20 protein-coding genes are annotated in these 17,816 nt (G+C 56.2%); 15 read left to right on the top strand and 5 right to left on the bottom strand.

What is annotated here, in order from left to right; genetic code table 11:
- On the top strand, positions 1 to 419 hold a 419-nt coding region (locus ABRP95_RS09565), incomplete at its 5' end, for an IS30 family transposase (RefSeq protein ID WP_349839292.1).
- Between the two features lie 213 nt (positions 420 to 632).
- On the opposite strand, the gene ABRP95_RS09560 is transcribed toward ABRP95_RS09565, so the two are convergent.
- From ABRP95_RS09560 to ABRP95_RS09550, 3 genes are all read right to left on the bottom strand, one after another.
- The gene (locus tag ABRP95_RS09560; protein ID WP_284783709.1) at positions 633 to 1,106 is read right to left on the bottom strand and encodes a hypothetical protein; all 474 of its coding nucleotides are present in this window, start codon (positions 1,104 to 1,106) and stop codon (positions 633 to 635) included.
- A gap of 352 nt (positions 1,107 to 1,458) precedes the next feature.
- Complete coding sequence (locus ABRP95_RS09555; protein ID WP_284785856.1) at positions 1,459 to 2,238, bottom strand: DUF4300 family protein; 780 nt, start codon at positions 2,236 to 2,238, stop codon at positions 1,459 to 1,461.
- A 368-nt stretch (positions 2,239 to 2,606) separates the two neighbouring features.
- Complete coding sequence (locus tag ABRP95_RS09550; RefSeq protein WP_284851828.1) at positions 2,607 to 3,548, bottom strand: NAD(P)/FAD-dependent oxidoreductase; 942 nt, start codon at positions 3,546 to 3,548, stop codon at positions 2,607 to 2,609.
- Between the two features lie 402 nt (positions 3,549 to 3,950).
- On the opposite strand from ABRP95_RS09550, the gene ABRP95_RS09545 reads away from it, so the two are divergent.
- From ABRP95_RS09545 to ABRP95_RS09535, 3 genes are all read left to right on the top strand, one after another.
- Entirely contained in the window at positions 3,951 to 4,268 is a 318-nt protein-coding gene (locus ABRP95_RS09545; protein WP_284771315.1) for a hypothetical protein, read from the top strand.
- Between the two features lie 87 nt (positions 4,269 to 4,355).
- Positions 4,356 to 4,976 (top strand): Ltp family lipoprotein, encoded by a 621-nt coding sequence (locus tag ABRP95_RS09540; protein WP_284771314.1) that lies wholly within the window; start codon positions 4,356 to 4,358, stop codon positions 4,974 to 4,976.
- A 49-nt stretch (positions 4,977 to 5,025) separates the two neighbouring features.
- Positions 5,026 to 5,172, top strand: coding sequence for a hypothetical protein (locus tag ABRP95_RS09535; protein WP_284771313.1), 147 nt, complete (start codon positions 5,026 to 5,028; stop codon positions 5,170 to 5,172).
- A gap of 38 nt (positions 5,173 to 5,210) precedes the next feature.
- On the opposite strand, the gene ABRP95_RS09530 is transcribed toward ABRP95_RS09535, so the two are convergent.
- Positions 5,211 to 5,927, bottom strand: coding sequence for a trimeric intracellular cation channel family protein (locus ABRP95_RS09530; protein ID WP_284771312.1), 717 nt, complete (start codon positions 5,925 to 5,927; stop codon positions 5,211 to 5,213).
- Positions 5,928 to 6,064: 137 nt separating this feature from the next.
- Here ABRP95_RS09530 and ABRP95_RS09525 point away from each other — a divergent pair, with 137 nt between their 5' ends.
- The 4 genes from ABRP95_RS09525 (at position 6,065) to ABRP95_RS09510 (ending at position 10,903) form a co-directional block, all read left to right on the top strand.
- Positions 6,065 to 7,261 carry an MFS transporter gene (locus tag ABRP95_RS09525; protein ID WP_284796761.1) on the top strand — a complete coding sequence of 399 codons (1,197 nt, stop codon included), beginning with the start codon at positions 6,065 to 6,067 and terminating at the stop codon, positions 7,259 to 7,261.
- A gap of 69 nt (positions 7,262 to 7,330) precedes the next feature.
- Positions 7,331 to 8,776: a bifunctional UDP-N-acetylglucosamine diphosphorylase/glucosamine-1-phosphate N-acetyltransferase GlmU gene (gene glmU, locus ABRP95_RS09520; protein WP_349839291.1), complete on the top strand. Its 1,446-nt coding sequence runs from the start codon at positions 7,331 to 7,333 to the stop codon at positions 8,774 to 8,776.
- Positions 8,777 to 8,792: 16 nt separating this feature from the next.
- Complete coding sequence (locus tag ABRP95_RS09515) at positions 8,793 to 9,767, top strand: ribose-phosphate diphosphokinase (RefSeq protein WP_284771310.1); 975 nt, start codon at positions 8,793 to 8,795, stop codon at positions 9,765 to 9,767.
- A 470-nt stretch (positions 9,768 to 10,237) separates the two neighbouring features.
- Positions 10,238 to 10,903, top strand: a complete 666-nt coding sequence (locus tag ABRP95_RS09510; RefSeq protein ID WP_349839290.1) for a 50S ribosomal protein L25/general stress protein Ctc — start codon at positions 10,238 to 10,240, stop codon at positions 10,901 to 10,903.
- A 73-nt stretch (positions 10,904 to 10,976) separates the two neighbouring features.
- Here the strand turns inward: ABRP95_RS09510 and ABRP95_RS09505 are convergent, their stop codons facing one another.
- Positions 10,977 to 11,132, bottom strand: a complete 156-nt coding sequence (locus ABRP95_RS09505) for a hypothetical protein (RefSeq protein ID WP_023030897.1) — start codon at positions 11,130 to 11,132, stop codon at positions 10,977 to 10,979.
- A gap of 154 nt (positions 11,133 to 11,286) precedes the next feature.
- Here ABRP95_RS09505 and pth point away from each other — a divergent pair, with 154 nt between their 5' ends.
- The 7 genes from pth (at position 11,287) to ABRP95_RS09470 (ending at position 17,791) form a co-directional block, all read left to right on the top strand.
- The gene (gene pth, locus ABRP95_RS09500) at positions 11,287 to 11,820 is read left to right on the top strand and encodes an aminoacyl-tRNA hydrolase (RefSeq protein WP_349839289.1); all 534 of its coding nucleotides are present in this window, start codon (positions 11,287 to 11,289) and stop codon (positions 11,818 to 11,820) included.
- A gap of 5 nt (positions 11,821 to 11,825) precedes the next feature.
- The gene (locus ABRP95_RS09495; RefSeq protein ID WP_349839288.1) at positions 11,826 to 12,665 is read left to right on the top strand and encodes a fumarylacetoacetate hydrolase family protein; all 840 of its coding nucleotides are present in this window, start codon (positions 11,826 to 11,828) and stop codon (positions 12,663 to 12,665) included.
- Between the two features lie 100 nt (positions 12,666 to 12,765).
- Positions 12,766 to 13,641, top strand: a complete 876-nt coding sequence (gene ppk2 / locus ABRP95_RS09490) for a polyphosphate kinase 2 (RefSeq protein WP_349839287.1) — start codon at positions 12,766 to 12,768, stop codon at positions 13,639 to 13,641.
- 31 nt (positions 13,642 to 13,672) lie between these two features.
- Entirely contained in the window at positions 13,673 to 14,851 is a 1,179-nt protein-coding gene (locus ABRP95_RS09485) for a sensor histidine kinase (protein WP_349839286.1), read from the top strand.
- Positions 14,844 to 15,503, top strand: a complete 660-nt coding sequence (locus tag ABRP95_RS09480; protein WP_349839285.1) for a response regulator transcription factor — start codon at positions 14,844 to 14,846, stop codon at positions 15,501 to 15,503. The genes ABRP95_RS09485 and ABRP95_RS09480 overlap by 8 nt, the downstream gene beginning before the upstream one ends.
- An 85-nt stretch (positions 15,504 to 15,588) precedes the next feature.
- Positions 15,589 to 16,302 (top strand): ATP-binding cassette domain-containing protein, encoded by a 714-nt coding sequence (locus ABRP95_RS09475; protein ID WP_349839284.1) that lies wholly within the window; start codon positions 15,589 to 15,591, stop codon positions 16,300 to 16,302.
- A complete protein-coding gene (locus ABRP95_RS09470; RefSeq protein WP_349839283.1) occupies positions 16,295 to 17,791 on the top strand; it encodes an ABC-2 family transporter permease in 1,497 nt (498 codons plus the stop codon). The genes ABRP95_RS09475 and ABRP95_RS09470 overlap by 8 nt, the downstream gene beginning before the upstream one ends.
- Positions 17,792 to 17,816 lie beyond the last annotated feature (25 nt).

Genomic DNA, 17,816 nt, shown 5'->3' with positions numbered 1-17,816 from the left:
GAAGCCGAGACTTCAGCTACACTGACCAAAGCAGCATAGCTAACCCCCGATGTGTCCACTTTCCGGGGGTCGGGCCCAACGCGCTCGTCGAGACTATCCAACAGCTACCAGCACACCTGCGTGGTTCGCTGACGTGGGATCAAGGAAGTGAAATGGCCGGCCATAAATCATTTACCATTGCCACCGAATATCCGGTGTACTTCTGTGATCCAGGATCACCCTGGCAGCGAGGAAGTAACGAAAACACCAACGGACTTCTGCGCCAGTATTTCCCCAAAGGCACTGACCTATCCGTCCACACCAAAGAAGACCTCGAGTTCGTTGCCATGCAACTCAACGACAGACCACGCGCAACCCTAGGCTTCGCCAAACCAGCCGAAAAAATGGCCGAACTGCTAAACTATGCCACCGAAATCTAAAATCGTGTTCCCACGACCACTAGAATCCGCCTTGCTTTGGCAACGCTCGACGGTAAACGAGATCATCTCGCTTGCTACCAGTTGGTCCGCCAATAAGAAAACCGTCCGGTGCGCTACGTGCACATCGGACGGTTCCGCTGGGTTCCCAAAAAAGAACCAATTATTGAGTGCTCTGTATAGTCACAAAGCCTATACAGAAGCGGGATGACCTATTTAGCGGTCGACGTCAAGGACTAGGCCGTTCTTGTCGATGTCGACGTCAACGCCACCAACTTCGACCTCCCAGTAACCGTCGTTGTCCCACTTGACCTTGCCTTCGCCATTGTGGGCACGCTGCAGAACCTGGGTCACTTCATCCTTAGTCAGGTGCTCTTCGGTCAGGTCACGCTCTGCCTCACCGGAGTAACCGGTGATTTCGGTTGGCAGGTCGTTGGTAGCTGTGTTGCCACCAGCCTGGCCACCCTGACCAGCGTTGCCGCCGTTCGCGTTAGCGTCAGCACCAGAGGTGACGGTGACGGTTTCTTTGCCACCATTCTGGTTGCTCTGGTTGCCCTGATCAGTCGATGCAACGGTCTCGGTGACGGTCGCTGGGGCGGAGCTGCCGTTATCGCTGCAGGCTACGAGAGTCAGGCCCAGAGCGGCAGTTGCAGCTGCGATGGAAACGCGGCGGTAATTCTTCATTTTCATGTCTTCAACCCTTCTTGTGAGTCTTGTGAGTTTTCCCAACGTTTGCTGGGGAGGCGGTGTCTAGCCTCTGAGAACTCCAGCTCGACACGATTAGTGAGTATACCTATAGGGACATATCAATCAACTATCGCAATCCTGAAATGTGAGGCATATATCACAGTAGCGCACAGCGTGATCGTGGTTATGCTTGCCTTAAAACACTTAGCCGCCCCTTCAGGACCGGCAATCTCCACCAAATGGGCCGTGAGCGTGACAAGTGGCTTTGTGAGAGGTCGCGATTATAGATATTTGTCAAAACCGTCGGAGCAGACCACGGCCATTTGGTTGATGGCCTATTTCCAGCCCTGCCCTTTTATTTCTTGGCGTAGCGCATACCTTCTATGACGTCATCATTGTCAAAGATGACGGGTTGGCCGTACTCCAGATCAGGACCGTCATCGTATTTATGCATCAGGTAATCATCAAGCTGCTGCATATCCTTCACCGTCACCGCTTGATATGGCATATCGAAGGCAAGCTTCTCCAAGAATAGGTAGCCATCCTCATATGGCACGGCAACGCCGGTATGCCCGATGAAAAGTGTGGCCGGTTCCGTCAAAGTATCGTGCGAGAATACCGAGACCACTCGGGCGTCCGTATCCGCGAACTCGATGCCACGGTCCTTAAAATAAGCCTTGATATCGGCGATGTGCTGTCCTGGATCTTGTTCCATGGTGGTTTCCACATTCCCATAGAATGCCTCAAACTTGGCGCGCTCGGCTTCATCAAAGATTTGGTCCGGCGCATTATCTAGGGACTGTTGATCTAAGAACAGCAAGGAGTCATTGGGGTTGTCCTGGTCATCAACGGAAAAGAGCGAATCCGCCAAGGTGAAGGTATTGATGCGGCAATTGGTACCCACATAATCCGCGTGATGATCATTCCACGCCTTTAAAATGGCCTCCACGTCGTATTCTGGGTCTTGCGTCCCGTAATCCACGAAGCCTTCGGCCACCATGCTCTCCGTCGGTACGGCAGTGTTGTATTCGTCTACCAATTCAAAAAAGCCGTCGATGCTTTCTTGTGGCACTCCGGCATCGGCAAGCGCGGTGCGGGCTACTTCTTGCGATTGTTTATCGACGAGATTGCTCATCGTCATCCCAGCCAGAAGCTGCGACGCATCACCTTCTGCGGTCGGAATTTCCGTGCGCTGAGCGCTCGCCGCCTTTGACTGCGCGGCAGCACTGGAGGACGACGCAGATTCAGAACCACTCGGAGCCTGATTCGTGTCACCACTATCGGGATTCGAGCAGGCTGCTAACAATAAACATGCTGTCACGGTGGGGACAGTCAGGAAGGAAAAGCGCATCATCACATGCTAGCGAAAAGGGACCGTACACGATAGCCCCTTGAAAAGGGCAGGCTTGATTTTCAACACGCCTCGCGGCACATCGTGTTGGTCCTTCATTGAGAAAACACCTCTATCCTAAGCTTTTTATACCCTACAAAGACATAAGCCTCCTAGCAGGAGACATCCTCATCAAACATCTTCTGATCCACCTTGATGGCAACGGCGGCTCCAGCTCCCATGGCTTGAGGCATCTGGTCTGGAGAGCTGATGACATTTCCGGCGGCCCAAATGCCCTCGCATGAAGTCATCCCAGAGTCCGCTTTAACCCAACCGTTTTCTACAGCGCATCCAGCTTTCCTGAGAATCGAATCATTGGGAACAAATTCAGGCCCAGTAAAACAAGCTTCATATTCTCTCTTTTCCTGCCCTACGTCAAGAACTACGCCACCATCAAATCGTTCAGATTCTGTAATCCCTTGCACTAAATTAAGTTCGATCGTGATTCCTAGCGATTTCATACGCCGCTGTTCCTCTTGCGGAAGCTCCAATCCATTTGGATAGAAAGTCACTCGATCCGTCCACTTAGTAAGCAACTTTGCTATGCGGAAAGTAAAGGGAGGGTTCTTTCCAACAATGACGGCTAGTTTCTTATTTTTGACCTCATAGCCATGACAGTAAGGGCAGTGAAAAACTCGTGAGCCCCACAGCCGCTCTAGTCCGGGAACATCTGGCAATTCGTCAGTGATACCTGTAGCAACGATTACATGACGCGAGTAGATTACCTCACCGCTTTCCAATTCGGCTTTCCACCCAGCTGAGTCATCCTCAAAAGGAGAGAGCAACTTTGCCTTTTCAGAGATAATCTCTCCTCCGAACGATTGAAATTCACGGTGGCCACTTTCCAGCATTTGAATAGGCGAAGCTGACTCAAAACCTAAAACTCCGTGGGAATGCTCGCTAAACCTATTCCGTGGCTGATGTGAGTCCACTAAGACTACAGACCGGTTCGCGCGAGCCAAAGTAATAGCCGCAGAAGTGCCCGCAAAACCGCCACCAATAATTACTACGTCCGCCCTCATAGAAATCCTTTCCCTTTTCAACTGCTTAGTCATTGATAACCGAGTTTTCCTAATCCCATCTTAAGACAAAGCGAATTAGGGAGCAGAGGCCAAATGGCTGCGGCTGCATTAATCGAGAATCCCACGAGTTAACAGATACGTTGAGGCAATACGCACCATTCGTACACATAGGCGATTTCTCTTACTCGCCACCATACTTATGTCCAGACCGGTTGATTTAATAAAAGCCGTTGCTGCTTCACACCCTAGCCCGATGCCGGGGTGCGTACCGGCAACAATCACTCGTTACTCCCCTTCCGAAAGACCCTAACGTTGGACAACTCTCCATATCAGACCCCCTATCCCGCACAACCGGCCCCAGTCCCCACAACAAAGCCGAAAAAGCCGCTTTTTAGGCGGTGGCGGTTCTGGCTATTACTCGTCGGGGTCACCTTCGTGGTGTTCGTGATCTTTATTTTTGCTGTACTAAAGGTAAGCGAAGCCCAAGATACTGAGGCTGCTTTGGATAAATGTCGCGAGCAAGTAACCAACCGGGCCAAGTATCCCGGCGGAGTCAGTTTTCCAGAAGAGATTGATATTCAGTCGCCAGATTCTATAACCGATTCGCCACGGACGTACCACGCCTTTGGCCAAGTTGATTTCCCCAATGGCTTTGGCACCCCAGTCCGGGAGTTCTATTCCTGCACCATCGTCGTTGATCTGGGTGATGTGCAAGATTCCACTGTCCATGTTGCTAAAGATCCACTTCGCTAATCTCTCTCGACCACAGTCACGACAATGTGGCCAATGTCGGAAAACTTTCTTCCATATCCCTCACCCACATTGAAAGGAACGCTCACCATGAGTACCCCCTCCCCTTCTCCCTCTCCGTATTCCAATAATTCTCAACCCGCGGGCCAACCACAGGCTGGTCAACCACCAGCTGACGCGCCGCAGAAGAAAAAGGGCGGGTGCCTCAAATGGGGCGCGATCATCATCGGTGTCCTCATCGTTATCGCCATCATTGCCGGTTTAGGCGGCAGCGATGATGAAAACAGCAGCAGCACAGACTCCACGGACCAAACCACCCAGCAAGACGCGGTGGAGGCCACCCCGGAGGAAGAAGCCCAGGAAGCTGATGCAGGCGAAGATTCCCACGCCACGCAGGATGACCAGAACGTCCCGCGCGAATTCAAAAATGCGTTAAAGAGTGCCAAGCTGTACTCAGATACCATGCACATGTCCAAGCAGGGATTGTACGACCAGCTCAGCAGCGAGTACGGCGAACAATTCAGCCCGGAAGCCGCCCAGTACGCCATTGATAATTTGGAAGCGGACTATCACGATAATGCTCTTCAAACGGCCCGCACCTACGAAGAAACGATGAGCATGTCACCCAACGCCATCTATGACCAACTCGTGAGCGAATACGGCGAAAAGTTCACCGCTGAAGAAGCACAGTACGCAGTGGATAATCTGTAGTCACCCTCACTAGCATTGAGGCACCATTGCACTCGGAAGGATTCCTGCCATGAACGCTCCACACTCCACGTCTTCCCCGGAACCTGATGACGACTCCCAGGAGCCGTTGCCCTTAACCAAGGATCCATTCCTTAGGTGGAGCGTTCTTGTCCTTATTATCCTTATCATCATCGCCATCGTCACCAACCTGCCTTAAAGCTGGCGACGCTGTAGGCCGATGCCCCATCTAAGCCGCTAGCGCTTGCGCCGGCCGCGGCGAAAGCCTTTTAGCTCCGCCTTCTTGGCAATCGCGGCCACCTGTGCCGCGGTGTAGTTCACTGGCGCAACCCCGGCGCGGGGCAAGACCCATCCCCTCCAGTAAGAAATAATGGCCATGCCGCTGCCGACGATTGGGGAAACCACCATGCCCAAGGCGAATTGGTCATAGGATGCAAAGGTCACCATGACGATGCCGGTCACGATAGACGGCACTGCATAGAGGGGGCTGCCGCCGAAAATGGAAGGGATCTGACCGGAGGCGACATCGCGGACCATTCCCCCGCCGACGGCAGTTAAGACACCTAAAAACACGCACGGGATCATAGGCATGCCCGCAGCCAGTGCCTTCACGCAACCGGTGGTAGACCACATACCCAAAATGATGGCATCGCCGTGCTCGCGAAAAATCTCCCACGCCTTTCCCTTCAGCTCCATGAGAAAGGCGGTCAGCGCCCCGGCGCAGGCAAGGCCCAAGTACCAGGGATCTGAAATGGCGGCGGCGGGGCCGTCATCGATAAGCATGTCGCGGATCATGCCGCCAGCCAGGCCGGAAAATAAGGCGAGGAAAATAAACCCGACGATGTCGAATTCGCGGCGGCGGGCAATCGTGCCACCGATGATGCCGTTCAAGGCCACTCCGATCAGATCGAAGGCCTGGTACATCGTGTTGATGAGGGGATCCACGTCGTGCATAACAACTACTGAACATAGCCGATCACAGCGGTTTCGCCCTTTCTAGGGGTAGGAAGTGAGTAAAGTTGATAGACGGTCTCTTCTGACCGGATTACAGCGTTATCCCGCTTTGTCTCGGTTATCTCGAAAGTTCTTTCATGTCTAACTCAAATGCCAGGTACTTCATCTGGTCCAATGGCCTGCAAAATTTAGGCGACCAGATCGTCGCCTCCAAAACGGTGCTGCCGGCGCTCTTTAATGCGGCAGGCGTCCCCGCCTTCTTCACCGGCCTGCTTACCCCTATCCGGGAATCTGGCTCCATGCTGCCGCAGGCCGCTCTTACCCCCTGGGTGACCACGCACCGCGCACGCAAGCGCTTGTGGATGATCGGCTCGACCGGCCAAGCTATCTCCGCCGCCGTGATTGCCCTTGCAGCTTTCTTTATACGCGGCGCATGGTTGGGCGTGATTGTACTTCTTGCATTGGCGGCGCTTTCCCTATTCCGCGCGTTGTGTTCCATCGCTGGCAAAGACGTCCAAGCGCGCACGATTTCCAAGGGACAGCGCGGCCGGGTGACTGGATCCGCAACGGCCTTGGGCGGCGGGGCCACCCTACTTGCCGGTGTCATCTTATTCCTCTTGGGAGATCTCACGATCTCTACTATGGGCATCGTTTTATTGGTCGGCGCTTCTACCTGGGCCATTGCCACGCGGGTATTTTCGCACGTGGAAGAACCAGTGCCGGAGGGGGAACAAGAGGGCATCGATAAGAGCTGGTGGTCAGATACGTGGAAGCTTTTCACTGACGATGCCCAGTTCCGCAACTTCGTCATCGTTCGCGCACTGCTGCTGGTCTCGGCGCTTTCTACCGCATTTATCGTGCTGCTGCACGATGACCTATCTGGTGTCTTCGGCTTCGTGATTGCCTCTGGTTTGGCCTCACTTATCGGTGGGCGAGTTTCTGGCATATTTTCGGATAAATCCTCCAAAAACACCATGGCGGCTGGTGCTGCCGCCTCCTCCGTTATCATCCTGCTCATCGTGGCTAGTTCCCACTGGGCCTCAGACGCGGTGAATGCTTGGGTCATGCCGCTCGGCTTCTTTGCCGTCAATCTCGCGCATACGTCTGTTCGCGTGGCGCGAAAGACCTACGTAGTAGATATGGCCGGTGGGGATAAAAGGACGCAGTACGTGGGTGCGGCTAACACCATGATGGGCATTATTTTGCTCATCGTGGGTGGTATTTCTTCCGTCATCGCTCTCGCGGGGCCAGAGGCAGCGTTGATTTTCTTGGTGCTCGTCGGCTTTATTGGAGTGTGGCGCGCGGGCAGCCTTAAGGAGGTTTCTCGCACATAGTTTAAATATGGACTATAAGATAAAGCCCGAAGAACTAATCAAACTCAACCCCCAGGAGTTTTGTTGACCGTGGAAGCAACTACCCCAAGTGCCGTCGTCGTCCTTGCGGCGGGCGCCGGCACGCGCATGAAATCCACAAAGCAAAAGACTTTGCACGAAATTGGCGGTCGCACGCTGCTTGGACACGCGCTGCACGCCGCGGCGGGTATTAACCCGGATCACCTCGTAACCGTCGTGGGCCACCAGCGCGAGCAGGTCTCGCCCGTCGTAGAAAAAATTGCGAATGAGCTGGACCGTGAGGTCGTGCAGGCCGTGCAGGAAGAACAGCGCGGTACCGGCCATGCCGTGTCCTGCGGGATTTGCCCAATTTCTGATTTCGAAGGCACCATCATCGTCACCAACGGTGACGTGCCGCTTTTGACCCCAGAAACCATCGAGGGGTTGCGCGATACCCACACCGCTCAAGGCAATGCGGTCACGGTGTTATCCATGCGCCTTGCAGATCCCACCGGTTATGGCCGCATCATTCGCGACACGGACGGATCGGTGTCCGCCATCGTGGAGCACAAGGATGCCACCGAAGAACAGCGCCTGGTTAATGAGGTCAACTCCGGTGTTTTCGCTTTCGATGCGGCAGCATTGCGCGATGCCCTGACCAAGCTTGATACCAATAATGCGCAGGGCGAGCTCTACATTACCGATGTCCTCGAAATCGCCCGCACCGCCGGACATGGCGTGGGTGCGCACGTGGCCGGGGATCCGCAGGAACTCGCCGGGGTCAATGACCGCGTGCAGCTGGCCGCCGCTGGCCGCGAGCTCAATCGCCGTATGGTGGAAAAAGCCATGCGCGGCGGCGCCACCATCGTCGATCCGGAAACCACCTGGATTGGTGTCAATGTCACCATCGGCACCGATGTCACCATCCACCCCGGCACCCAGCTGTGGGGTGCAACGAGCATCGCGGATAATGCCGAGGTCGGCCCGGATTCCACGTTGACGAATATGCAGATCGGTACCGGCGCGTCCGTGGTCCGCACGCACGGCAGTGATTCCGTCATCGGCGTTAACGCCAAGATCGGGCCTTTTACCTTTATTCGCCCGAATACCATCGTGGGCGAAGACGGCAAGCTCGGCGGCTTCGTCGAGGCGAAGAATGCCGAGCTCGGCCGCGGTACCAAGGTGCCGCACCTTACCTATATTGGTGATGCCACCGTGGGCGAGGAATCAAATATTGGTGCGTCCTCCGTTTTCGTCAATTACGACGGCGTGAACAAGCACCACACCACCATTGGCAGCCACGTGCGCACCGGCTCAGATACGATGTTTATCGCTCCAGTCAATGTCGGTGATGGCGCGTACTCCGGTGCGGGTACAGTAATTAAAGACGATGTTCCCGCGGGAGCACTCGTAGTCTCCGGTGGCAAACAGCGCAATATCGAAGGCTGGGTTGAAAAGAAGCGTCCGGGCACCCCAGCGGCAGAAGCCGCAGCCCGTGCACAGGACAACGAAAAGTAAAGGGGCATATTCTCCTATGACTGGCAAAGTAACTGGTAGTAGCAAGAACATGAAGCTCTTTTCTGGGCGCGCACACCCAGAATTGGCAGAGGCAGTGGCAAAGGAACTCAAGACTGATCTGGTTCCTACCACCGCCCGGGACTTCGCCAATGGCGAAATCTTTATCCGCTTCGAAGAGTCCGTGCGCGGCGCTGACTGCTTCGTTATGCAATCGCATTCCCAACCGCTCAATAAGTGGCTGATGGAACAGCTCATCATGATCGATGCACTGAAGCGTGGTTCCGCTAAGCGCATCACTGCGATTTTGCCGTTCTACCCATATGCGCGTCAGGATAAAAAGCACTTGGGCCGCGAGCCCATTTCCGCTCGCCTGGTCGCAGATCTCCTGCAGGCAGCCGGCGCGGACCGCATCGTCTCGGTAGACCTGCACACGGACCAGATTCAAGGCTTCTTCGACGGCCCGGTGGACCACATGCACGCCCAGCCCATCTTGACCGACTACATCAAGTCCAAGTACGCCACCGATAACATCGCCGTAGTCTCCCCCGATGCCGGCCGCGTGAAGGTCGCCGAAAAGTGGGCCCACGACCTGGGCGATGCCCCGCTGGCCTTCGTCCACAAGACCCGTTCCAATACCGAGGCCAATAAGACGGTCTCCAACCGCGTGGTGGGTGAAGTTGAGGGCAAGGATTGCGTGCTTCTCGATGACATGATTGACACCGGTGGCACCATCGCCGGCGCCGTGCGCGTCCTCAAGGAAGCGGGCGCAAAGAAGGTCATCATCGCCTGTACCCACGGCGTCTTCTCTGACCCTGCCCGCGAGCGCCTGTCCGAGTGCGGTGCCGAGGAAGTCATCACCACCGATACCCTTCCGCAGTCCACCGAAGGCTGGTCCAACCTCAAGGTCCTGTCCATCGCCCCACTGCTGGCTCGGACCATCCACGAGATCTTCGAAAACGGTTCCGTGACTACCCTTTTCGATCGCGCATAAGCGTTTCGCCGGTCGCACTACGCCACACACCCCGCCCTTCGCGCTCACCGTGAACGGCGGGGTGCCGGTGTTTTCCATCCCCGTGAGCGCCAAGGGCGTCGCAGGTACACGCAAGCACTACCGCACTACCGCCTGCCGTTCGCCCCACTCCTCCCTTCGCGCTCACCGCGTAACCCGAGCTACAGACATACGCGCTACCGGTGAGCGCGAAGGGCGTAATCAGAGGAGAGGGCGCGAAGGAAGATTAACGGGGTGAGTTTTGGTTTCATCGGCCGAAAGATGCTAATCTAACTCAGTCTCGGCGAGGGCGACTCAAAAATTGGGAAGCCGTTATCGACGCGATTGAAGTTAGAGCATGTTGCTTTTATTGACGCCTGCGATGACTCGTCCAAGACGTTCATCGGCAGGCTTTCGTCGTTTTTATACCTTCGATAGCCTCGCCGCACTACACCGACAAAGGAGATTGCATCATGGCAGAGCGCCCAATTATTAAAGCAGAACCACGTACCGTCTTTGGCAAGGGCTACGCCCGCCGCCTGCGCCGCGACTGGAAGGTTCCCGGCGTAATCTACGGTAGCGACCAGGAGCCCGTACACTTCGCAGTGCCACTGCTGGACATCCAGTCCCTCGTTCGCAACAACGGTGTCAACGCCGTTCTGGAGCTTGAGCTTGAGGGCGAGCAGTACCTGACCATGGTCAAGAACGTTGACCAGAACGTGCTCACCATGGACATCGACCACGTTGACTTGCTGCTGATTAAGCGCGGCGAGAAGGTCGAGGTTGAGGTTCCGATTACCCTGACCGGCGAGTCCGCACCGGGCACCATGCACATTCAGGATGCAGACGTCCTCATGGTTGAGGCTGACGTACTAAGCATTCCGGAAGAGATCGCGCTGTCCATCGAGGGCCTCGAGGACGGCGAGGTCATCACCGCCGCCGACATCACCATGCCGGAAGGCACCACCCTGGTGGCAGACCCAGAGACCGTTATCCTCTCCATCTCCCTGCCTGAGGTTGACGAGGAGCTCGAAGAGGCCGCTGAGGCTGCTGAGGAAGGCGGCGCCGACGCTGGTGCCGACTCCGTCGACGAAGAGGGCGAAGGCGAGTCCTCCGAGTCCGACGACTCCGAGGAGTAATTTCCCACTCCCCCAAACGCATATCGCCGTGAGCAGCAATGCTCACGGCGATATCGCAGTTTTATAGATGGTTTTATAAATCTTGTCCGGCAAGTTCACGAATTCTAGGCGTGATTTCGATCTTGCCCTTGCCTTCCTTAGCGCGCTTGATAATGAGCCGCGCAGCAGCAACTTTGCTACTAGGAATCTTTTCGGTTTCGCGATCAACTTCAGGTGGTTTTTCGGTCATGGGGCGCACCTCCTTAATCACTACGATACTTCCCCAAGTCCACCGCTGTAAGAGGTATTTTTAGGAGCCGAGCAGCAATGATACTCGGCGGCATATTCTATGGAGCATAGACTTGTATTTCCAATAGAATTTCAATTTATGCGACAATAATGCAGTGACTCCACTACTCGTAGTAGGCCTTGGCAATCCTGGCCCGAAGTATTCCGGCACGCGACACAATATCGGCTTCGACGTTGCCGATGAGCTCGCCGGTGAATTAATGAGCAGCTTTTCGGTGCATAAGAAGACTAATACCGAGGTCGCGGAAGGAATGCTATCCGGACGCAAGGTAATCTGCGCTAAACCGCGGTCCTTTATGAACCTGTCTGGCGGGCCAATCAAGGCACTCGCCCAGTACTTCCATCTGGCACCCACGGATATTGTGGTGGTGCACGATGAATTAGAGCTCGACTTTGGGACCGTGAAATTACGCCAAGGCGGTGGCGATCACGGGCACAACGGTCTGCGCTCTACTACAAAGTCGCTCGGCACTAAGGACTATCAGCGCCTTTCCATCGGCATCGGAAGGCCGCCAGGCCGGATGGATCCAGCATCGTTTGTGCTCAAGCCGTGGTCCAAGCAAGAAAAGGTGGAGATCCCCATCCTCTGCGCTGACGCGGTAGCAAAAATAAGGAGTGCGCTAGACTAGCTGGCATGAAACTGGCTACTCTTCGCACCGCGTTCGGAAACTCCGCAATCCGCATTGAAGGCGATAATGTGGGAGTGGAGCTGGACTACGAAGACGTAGGCGCGCTGCTGCGCAGCGAAGATTGGCGCAAGGCCGCACAACTATCCGGCGAGCCGATAGTCTTTGATCAGCATGATTTAGAAGCAGTCGTCCCAACGCCGGGGAAGATCATCTGCGTAGGCCTTAATTACGCCAAGCATATCCGGGAAATGGGCCGCGAGTTTCCCGAGCACCCCACGCTGTTTATCAAGTTCGCTGATGCCCTGACCGGTCCCTTCGATGACGCCTATATTCCCGAGTACGCTACCCAGAAGCTGGACTACGAAGGTGAGCTTGCGGTGGTCATCGGCGAGCGCGCGCACCGCGTAAGCCGCGCGGACGCACTGGATTACGTGGCGGGGTATGCCATCATGAACGACTACACCCTGCGCGATTTTCAGCGTCAGACCAGCCAATTCCACACGGGCAAGTCATTTTATCGCACCGCAGGCTTTGGGCCTTGGCTGACCACCCCTGATGAATGGGCGCCAGGCAGCGGTGCACGCCTTACCACCACGGTTAATGGCGAGGTGCGCCAACAGGACAATACCGATGACCTCATCTTTTCCATCGCTGAGCTCATAGAATTCTGCTCGCAGCTCTATCCCCTCAACCCCGGTGATGTCATCGTAACCGGTACACCCGAAGGCGTTGGTTTTGCCCGCGACCCGCAGCAATTCCTCCAGAACGGCGATACCGTCGCCATAGACGTCGAAGGGCTCGGTCATATTTCTAATACCACTCGCTACGGCGAGCCCGGCCTCTAAGCCTGCTGCACATACCCCGCACAAGCTGTGGTTGGGTTCTCACTCCAACGAGGGCACACCAGTTTTCTAGATAGGGCCACCAAGCCGTTAAGCTGGAAGAATGAGCACCAAAAGCAGCAAATCCCCTAAGAAGCTGAATAAGAAGGCCTACGAAAAAGAGCTCGAGCGGTTGCAAGCAAAGCTCGTTGATATGCAGCAGTGGGTCGTTGAAACCGGCGCCCGCGTGGTCATCATCATGGAAGGCCGCGACGCCGCCGGCAAGGGTTCTGCCATCAAGCGCATCACGCAGTATCTCAACCCCCGCACCTGCCGGATCGAGGCTCTTCCGGCCCCGAACTCGCGCGAACAGGGCCAGTGGTATTTCCAGCGCTACGTGGAAAAGCTGCCGACCAAGGGCGAAATCGTCATCTTTGACCGCTCTTGGTACAACCGCGCCGGCGTTGAGCGCGTCATGGGCTTTTGCACCGACCAAGAATACGTCCGCTTCTTGCACCAGGCTCCCACCTTTGAGCAGATGCTTGTGGAAGACGGCATCATCCTGCGCAAGTACTGGTTCTCTGTCTCTGATGAAGAGCAGATTAAACGCTTTGAATCCCGCCGCAATGATCCGCTGCGCCGCTGGAAGCTCTCCCCCATGGATCTCCAATCCATTACCCGCTGGGAAGACTATTCCCGCGCCAAGGATGCCATGTTCATCCACACCGATACCCCGACCGCGCCGTGGTACACCGTGGAGTCCGAGGACAAAAAGCGCTCGCGCATCAACGTCATTTCGCACTTGCTCAATACCATCCCTTACGAGAAGATCGAGCGCGAGCTGCCAGAGATTCCGCACCGTCCCGATTCCGATGGCAAGACCTACGAGCGCCCAGACCGCGAAGAGTTCCGCTATGTGCCGGATGTAGCCGCCAAGCTAGAGGACTCGTCTAAAAAGAAGGGTAAGAAGAAAAGCAAGAAGAAGGACAAAAAGAAGTAGTCCCCCCGAAGGCGTACTACTATGTCCGACTATGAGCACTGACACCGTCGCCAGAACACGCTTGGGGGATAAAATCCTCACCGCGGTGGCAGCGCTCATCGCGGTGTTTTATCTCACTAGTGCATGGGCGAATCCCGGTGCTATCGAACTCATCCAAGCAGCGCTATCGCTTTTATTTTTACCCTTCATCTGGGTCTGGCGTACCAAACCGGTACTCAGCGCAGCTGGCTTTATCGTCCTCCTTGGTGCGTGGGCCGCGGCGTGGATAAGCCAGCTACCAGCAAACCTCGGGGTCACCCCATGGGCATTGACCGCGCCGATGGCCGTCTACGCCACCTCCCGCTACGTGGAACGCCGCTCAATTCCCCGCGCGGTGCTTATCGCCGCGTTTCTGGGTTCCTTTGTATCGCCTGCTATGTGGCGCATTGACCCCGAGTCCTTTTTATTATCTTTCCAGCTAGATCGCCGCTACATCGCCTTGCTGGTGGTGCATTGGGCAGTGCTCGGCAGCGCCTATTTCATCGCCGCACGCTATTTTGATCTGGATAGGCAACGCGAGCGCTTAGCTCAAGAACGGTTCCACCAAGCGCAGGAGGAAGAGCGCTTACTCATTGCGCGGGAATTGCACGATGTCTTGGCCCATTCCCTCACCTTGATCAAGGTTCAGGCTAATGCCGAGATTATCGCCGCGCGCACGGATACCACCGCCGCAGAGTCCACTTTGAAAAGCATTCGCGATGGTGCGGATTCCGCGCTGGAGGAAGTGCGCGGCATCGTCACGGCGCTACGCAGTACGGGGCCCACGGCGTTAGAACCCGCGCAGCAGCTCGAGCATATACAGAGCATCATCGATGGCTTTCGCACCGCTGGCCTGAAGATTGACGCGGAATTGCCTTCCTCCTACGAGGTTTCCGCGCTGACTCAGCTAGCCCTCGTGCGCATCATTTCTGAAGGGCTGACCAATGCCCTGCGCCATCAAGGCCCCGGCACGCATGTGCGGCTAAAACTTACGCTTTCCGATGCCGCACGAGTCACCCTCACCTCCACCGCTACGTCGCCTACGCCCAGTGAGGTATCCGGCAGCGGCGTGGGTTTGGTGGGAGTTAAGGAACGCGCCCAAGCGTTAGGCGGACACTTAACCAGCAATGGTGATGCCCAGAAATTTACACTGGATGCGGAACTTCCATTACACAAGGACAACCATGCCTAAGATTCGCGTCATGCTTGCAGACGATCAAGCGATGCTCGTCGCTGCCTTATCGACCATCTTGAACGCGCAGGAAGATATTGAGGTGGTGGCTACCGCAACCTCCGGAGGCGACGCCGTCTCCTTGGCACTTCGACACCGCATTGATGTGGCCATTTTGGATATACGAATGCCTGGCATGGATGGAATTGCCGCAGCTCAAGCCATTCTCTCCCGCACCCCTGATTGCCGGATTATCATGCTCACCACGTTCAATGAAGAAGATCTGGTATCCCAGTCAATTGCCGCCGGTGCGCATGGATTCTTGCTAAAAGATGCGGATCCAGAGGTTCTGGCACACGCCGTACGAGACGTTGCCAAGGGTGAGTCAGTCCTCGCCTCCCAAGTAACAGGCCCTGTTTTAGAGGGCTACCGCCGGGCACTAACGCACAGCCAGCTTAGTTCACACGAACGCCAAGGGCTTAGCCTAGTCACTCGGCGCGAGATGGAGGTGCTCGCGCTCATCGCGCGCGGGGCTACAAATCGCGAGATTGCCGACCACATGTCTATCGCAGATACCACGGTAAAAACGCATGTCTCTGCGCTGATGTCCAAGCTAGCTGCACGCGACCGCGTGGCTTTGGTGCTGCTGGCGCACAAAGCCGGCATCGCCTAGCCTCCTACTGTGGTAGGACTACCCCGGCGCGAAGACCGTCTCGCAGGCTGAAGATTAAGGCAGTAGCGCAGCTCATACTTTTCGTATGAGCTATGAGGTTTCCTTCCATCACATCACAAAGTCTTTTGGTTCCCAGGCAGTGCTGCGGGATATAAGTTTTCACGTTTCGTCTGGCCGCGTACACGCTGTGCTCGGGAGAAATGGCGCCGGCAAGTCCACCTTGTTTTCCATTTTCCTCGGGCTTCTGCCCGCCGATTCGGGAACGGTGCGCGTGGCTGGCAAACCATGGTCGCGCGAGGTTCTCGACCATGTTGGTGCCTCGGTTAACGGGCCGGCTTTCTATGGCCACCTTTCTGCCACGGATAACCTCCGCGTGAATACCCGCCTTCTCGGATTGCCTGATACTGAAATCGACCGTGTCTTGCACATTGCTGGTCTAGCCGGAGCTGGTTCTAAGAAGGCAAAGTCTTTTTCCACCGGAATGAAAGCCCGCTTGGCCTTAGCCCAGGCCCTACTCGGTGATCCAGAAATCTTATTGCTTGATGAACCGCAAAATGGACTCGATCCACAGGGCATCGCGGAGCTGCGCCAGCTCCTCCAGCAGCTCGCCGCCGCTGGGCACACAGTCGTGGTCAGCTCCCATCAACTCGGTGAGGTCCTTCACCTAGCCCATGACATCACTATCCTGTCCCAAGGCACCATCCGGTATTCCGGCTCCCTGCAAGAACTCGCCCCCAGCGGTGAATTGGAAGCCGAATTCTTCCGCCTGACTTCTGCAGATGGTGAGACCGATGAGTAACCAGTATCGACGGTATCTCTCAGCAGAACTACTGCGCAGCCGCGGCAGCGCCCTGCAGTGGCTACCATTACTCGCCCTGCCCCTAGTGATAATGACGGTATTCTTTTCTGCGTTCACCTCCTCCGCTGAGGACGCTACCGGGGTTCTTGGCTGGCAGTCCATGTTTATCACCGGCATGTACGCTCCACTCATAGCGCTTTTTGCTGGCATTCCTGAGCGCCGCGAGGCACTCAGCCGTAGCGGCGGCACCCTATGGCGCCGGCTTCATCCTCGCTACGAGCATGCCTCCCGGTTCCTCATCGTCTTGGCAAGCCTCGCAGTATTTCACCTACTTAATTTCGGTCTGTCCTGGGCGGCGGTTGCAATACAAGCACGGACAGACCACCAGCTGCTCATCATCGCTGGGGCTTATTCTTTGATCGGGGCTATTGGCATCGCGGGGCTTGCGACCGCAGGCGCCCGCAGGCTGGGCCTTGCCGTCACGCTTATCCTCGCGGTTATCTGGCAGGTCATTAGTGTGCTTCCTCGCGTTGTCGAGGGGCCGCTATGGTGGGCCTTTCCGCCCGCCTGGCCGCTACGGTTACTATTGCCTGCGCTGCGCATCCACCAGAATTCGGTTCCGCTCGAGCCTGGCGATCCACTCCTGCAGGAAAGCCCCCTTCCTGCACTGGCGTTATGCCTCATCCTCGCTGTAGCAGGAGCGTTGACCGCAACCATGACGCCTCGCCGAATACGGCCGCTCTCCCGACCCCGGCGCGTGACGGCGCCCACGGTCAGTACCGCCGCCACTCCGGCTCAGGGATGGCAGCCTGCCACTGTCTCTCGTGCCGCTGCCCGCTCGCGCCGTGCCGATGCGCTCCGGGGTTTTCACCGGGCCATAACGACACCAGCGGTCATTACGTGCTTGGTATCAAGCGCCTTAGCTCTGATCTTTATTGCCTTTATCTACCCACCACGTTATGTACAGGGATTCTTCGTATTTCTGCTTCTCCCCGTGGGTGCCGGTGTCCTTCCTGTACTGGTCTGGCCGGGGTTCTCAGGCGCGTGGCAGATTGTCTATACAGAATCTCGCCACTGTTCTACTGCCCTTCTCCTGTGGTTACTGGGTATCATCACAGCGGTGTGCACGTGTGCTTCAGTCGCGATTATCTTCGCCGGTGAAGCCACCCTAGCTGTGCTCACCCAACTGCCGCTGGCCATCGGCGTCGGGTACGTGCTTTCGGTGGTATCGCTCATCGTGGTGATCCGCTTTGGTATTTGGAGCTCGCTTGCTCTCACCATCATCGGCACCATTGTCGCCGTGACGGTAGGCGGCGATGTCCTCGCGAAGACTATCCTTTGGCTCATTGCCTTCCCCGCCTGGCCGATGAATGCGGATTCTCCTGGCCGCTACGCCTATGCTGCGATAATAACGCTGTTTTTCGCCGCCATTACTTCGAGGGCCGTCAGGTGGTTGCTGCGCACACGGGCACTTCGACCTACCGATTAAATAACTAAGGCCCGCGAGGACTCCG

Origin of the sequence: Corynebacterium sp. KPL2895 (assembly GCF_040225815.1) — a bacterium.
Classification (GTDB): Bacteria; Actinomycetota; Actinomycetes; order Mycobacteriales; family Mycobacteriaceae; genus Corynebacterium; species Corynebacterium rhinophilum.
This window is presented reverse-complemented; position numbering and strand designations above follow the sequence as displayed.

Bases quoted from the DNA above. Each gene is read 5' to 3' on its own strand.
- ABRP95_RS09555 (WP_284785856.1), bottom strand. From the start codon at position 2,238: ATGAGCAATCTCGTCGATAAACAATCGCAAGAAGTAGCCCGCACCGCG.
- ABRP95_RS09475 (WP_349839284.1), top strand. From the start codon at position 15,589: ATGAGCTATGAGGTTTCCTTCCATCACATCACAAAGTCTTTTGGTTCC.
- ABRP95_RS09525 (WP_284796761.1), top strand. From the start codon at position 6,065: ATGTCTAACTCAAATGCCAGGTACTTCATCTGGTCCAATGGCCTGCAA.
- ppk2 (WP_349839287.1), top strand. From the start codon at position 12,766: ATGAGCACCAAAAGCAGCAAATCCCCTAAGAAGCTGAATAAGAAGGCC.
- ABRP95_RS09530 (WP_284771312.1), bottom strand. From the start codon at position 5,927: ATGCACGACGTGGATCCCCTCATCAACACGATGTACCAGGCCTTCGAT.
- ABRP95_RS09515 (WP_284771310.1), top strand. From the start codon at position 8,793: ATGACTGGCAAAGTAACTGGTAGTAGCAAGAACATGAAGCTCTTTTCT.
- ABRP95_RS09540 (WP_284771314.1), top strand. From the start codon at position 4,356: ATGAGTACCCCCTCCCCTTCTCCCTCTCCGTATTCCAATAATTCTCAA.
- ABRP95_RS09535 (WP_284771313.1), top strand. From the start codon at position 5,026: ATGAACGCTCCACACTCCACGTCTTCCCCGGAACCTGATGACGACTCC.
- ABRP95_RS09510 (WP_349839290.1), top strand. From the start codon at position 10,238: ATGGCAGAGCGCCCAATTATTAAAGCAGAACCACGTACCGTCTTTGGC.
- ABRP95_RS09470 (WP_349839283.1), top strand. From the start codon at position 16,295: ATGAGTAACCAGTATCGACGGTATCTCTCAGCAGAACTACTGCGCAGC.
- ABRP95_RS09505 (WP_023030897.1), bottom strand. From the start codon at position 11,132: ATGACCGAAAAACCACCTGAAGTTGATCGCGAAACCGAAAAGATTCCT.
- ABRP95_RS09560 (WP_284783709.1), bottom strand. From the start codon at position 1,106: ATGAAAATGAAGAATTACCGCCGCGTTTCCATCGCAGCTGCAACTGCC.
- ABRP95_RS09485 (WP_349839286.1), top strand. From the start codon at position 13,673: ATGAGCACTGACACCGTCGCCAGAACACGCTTGGGGGATAAAATCCTC.
- ABRP95_RS09550 (WP_284851828.1), bottom strand. From the start codon at position 3,548: ATGACTAAGCAGTTGAAAAGGGAAAGGATTTCTATGAGGGCGGACGTA.
- ABRP95_RS09480 (WP_349839285.1), top strand. From the start codon at position 14,844: ATGCCTAAGATTCGCGTCATGCTTGCAGACGATCAAGCGATGCTCGTC.
- ABRP95_RS09495 (WP_349839288.1), top strand. From the start codon at position 11,826: ATGAAACTGGCTACTCTTCGCACCGCGTTCGGAAACTCCGCAATCCGC.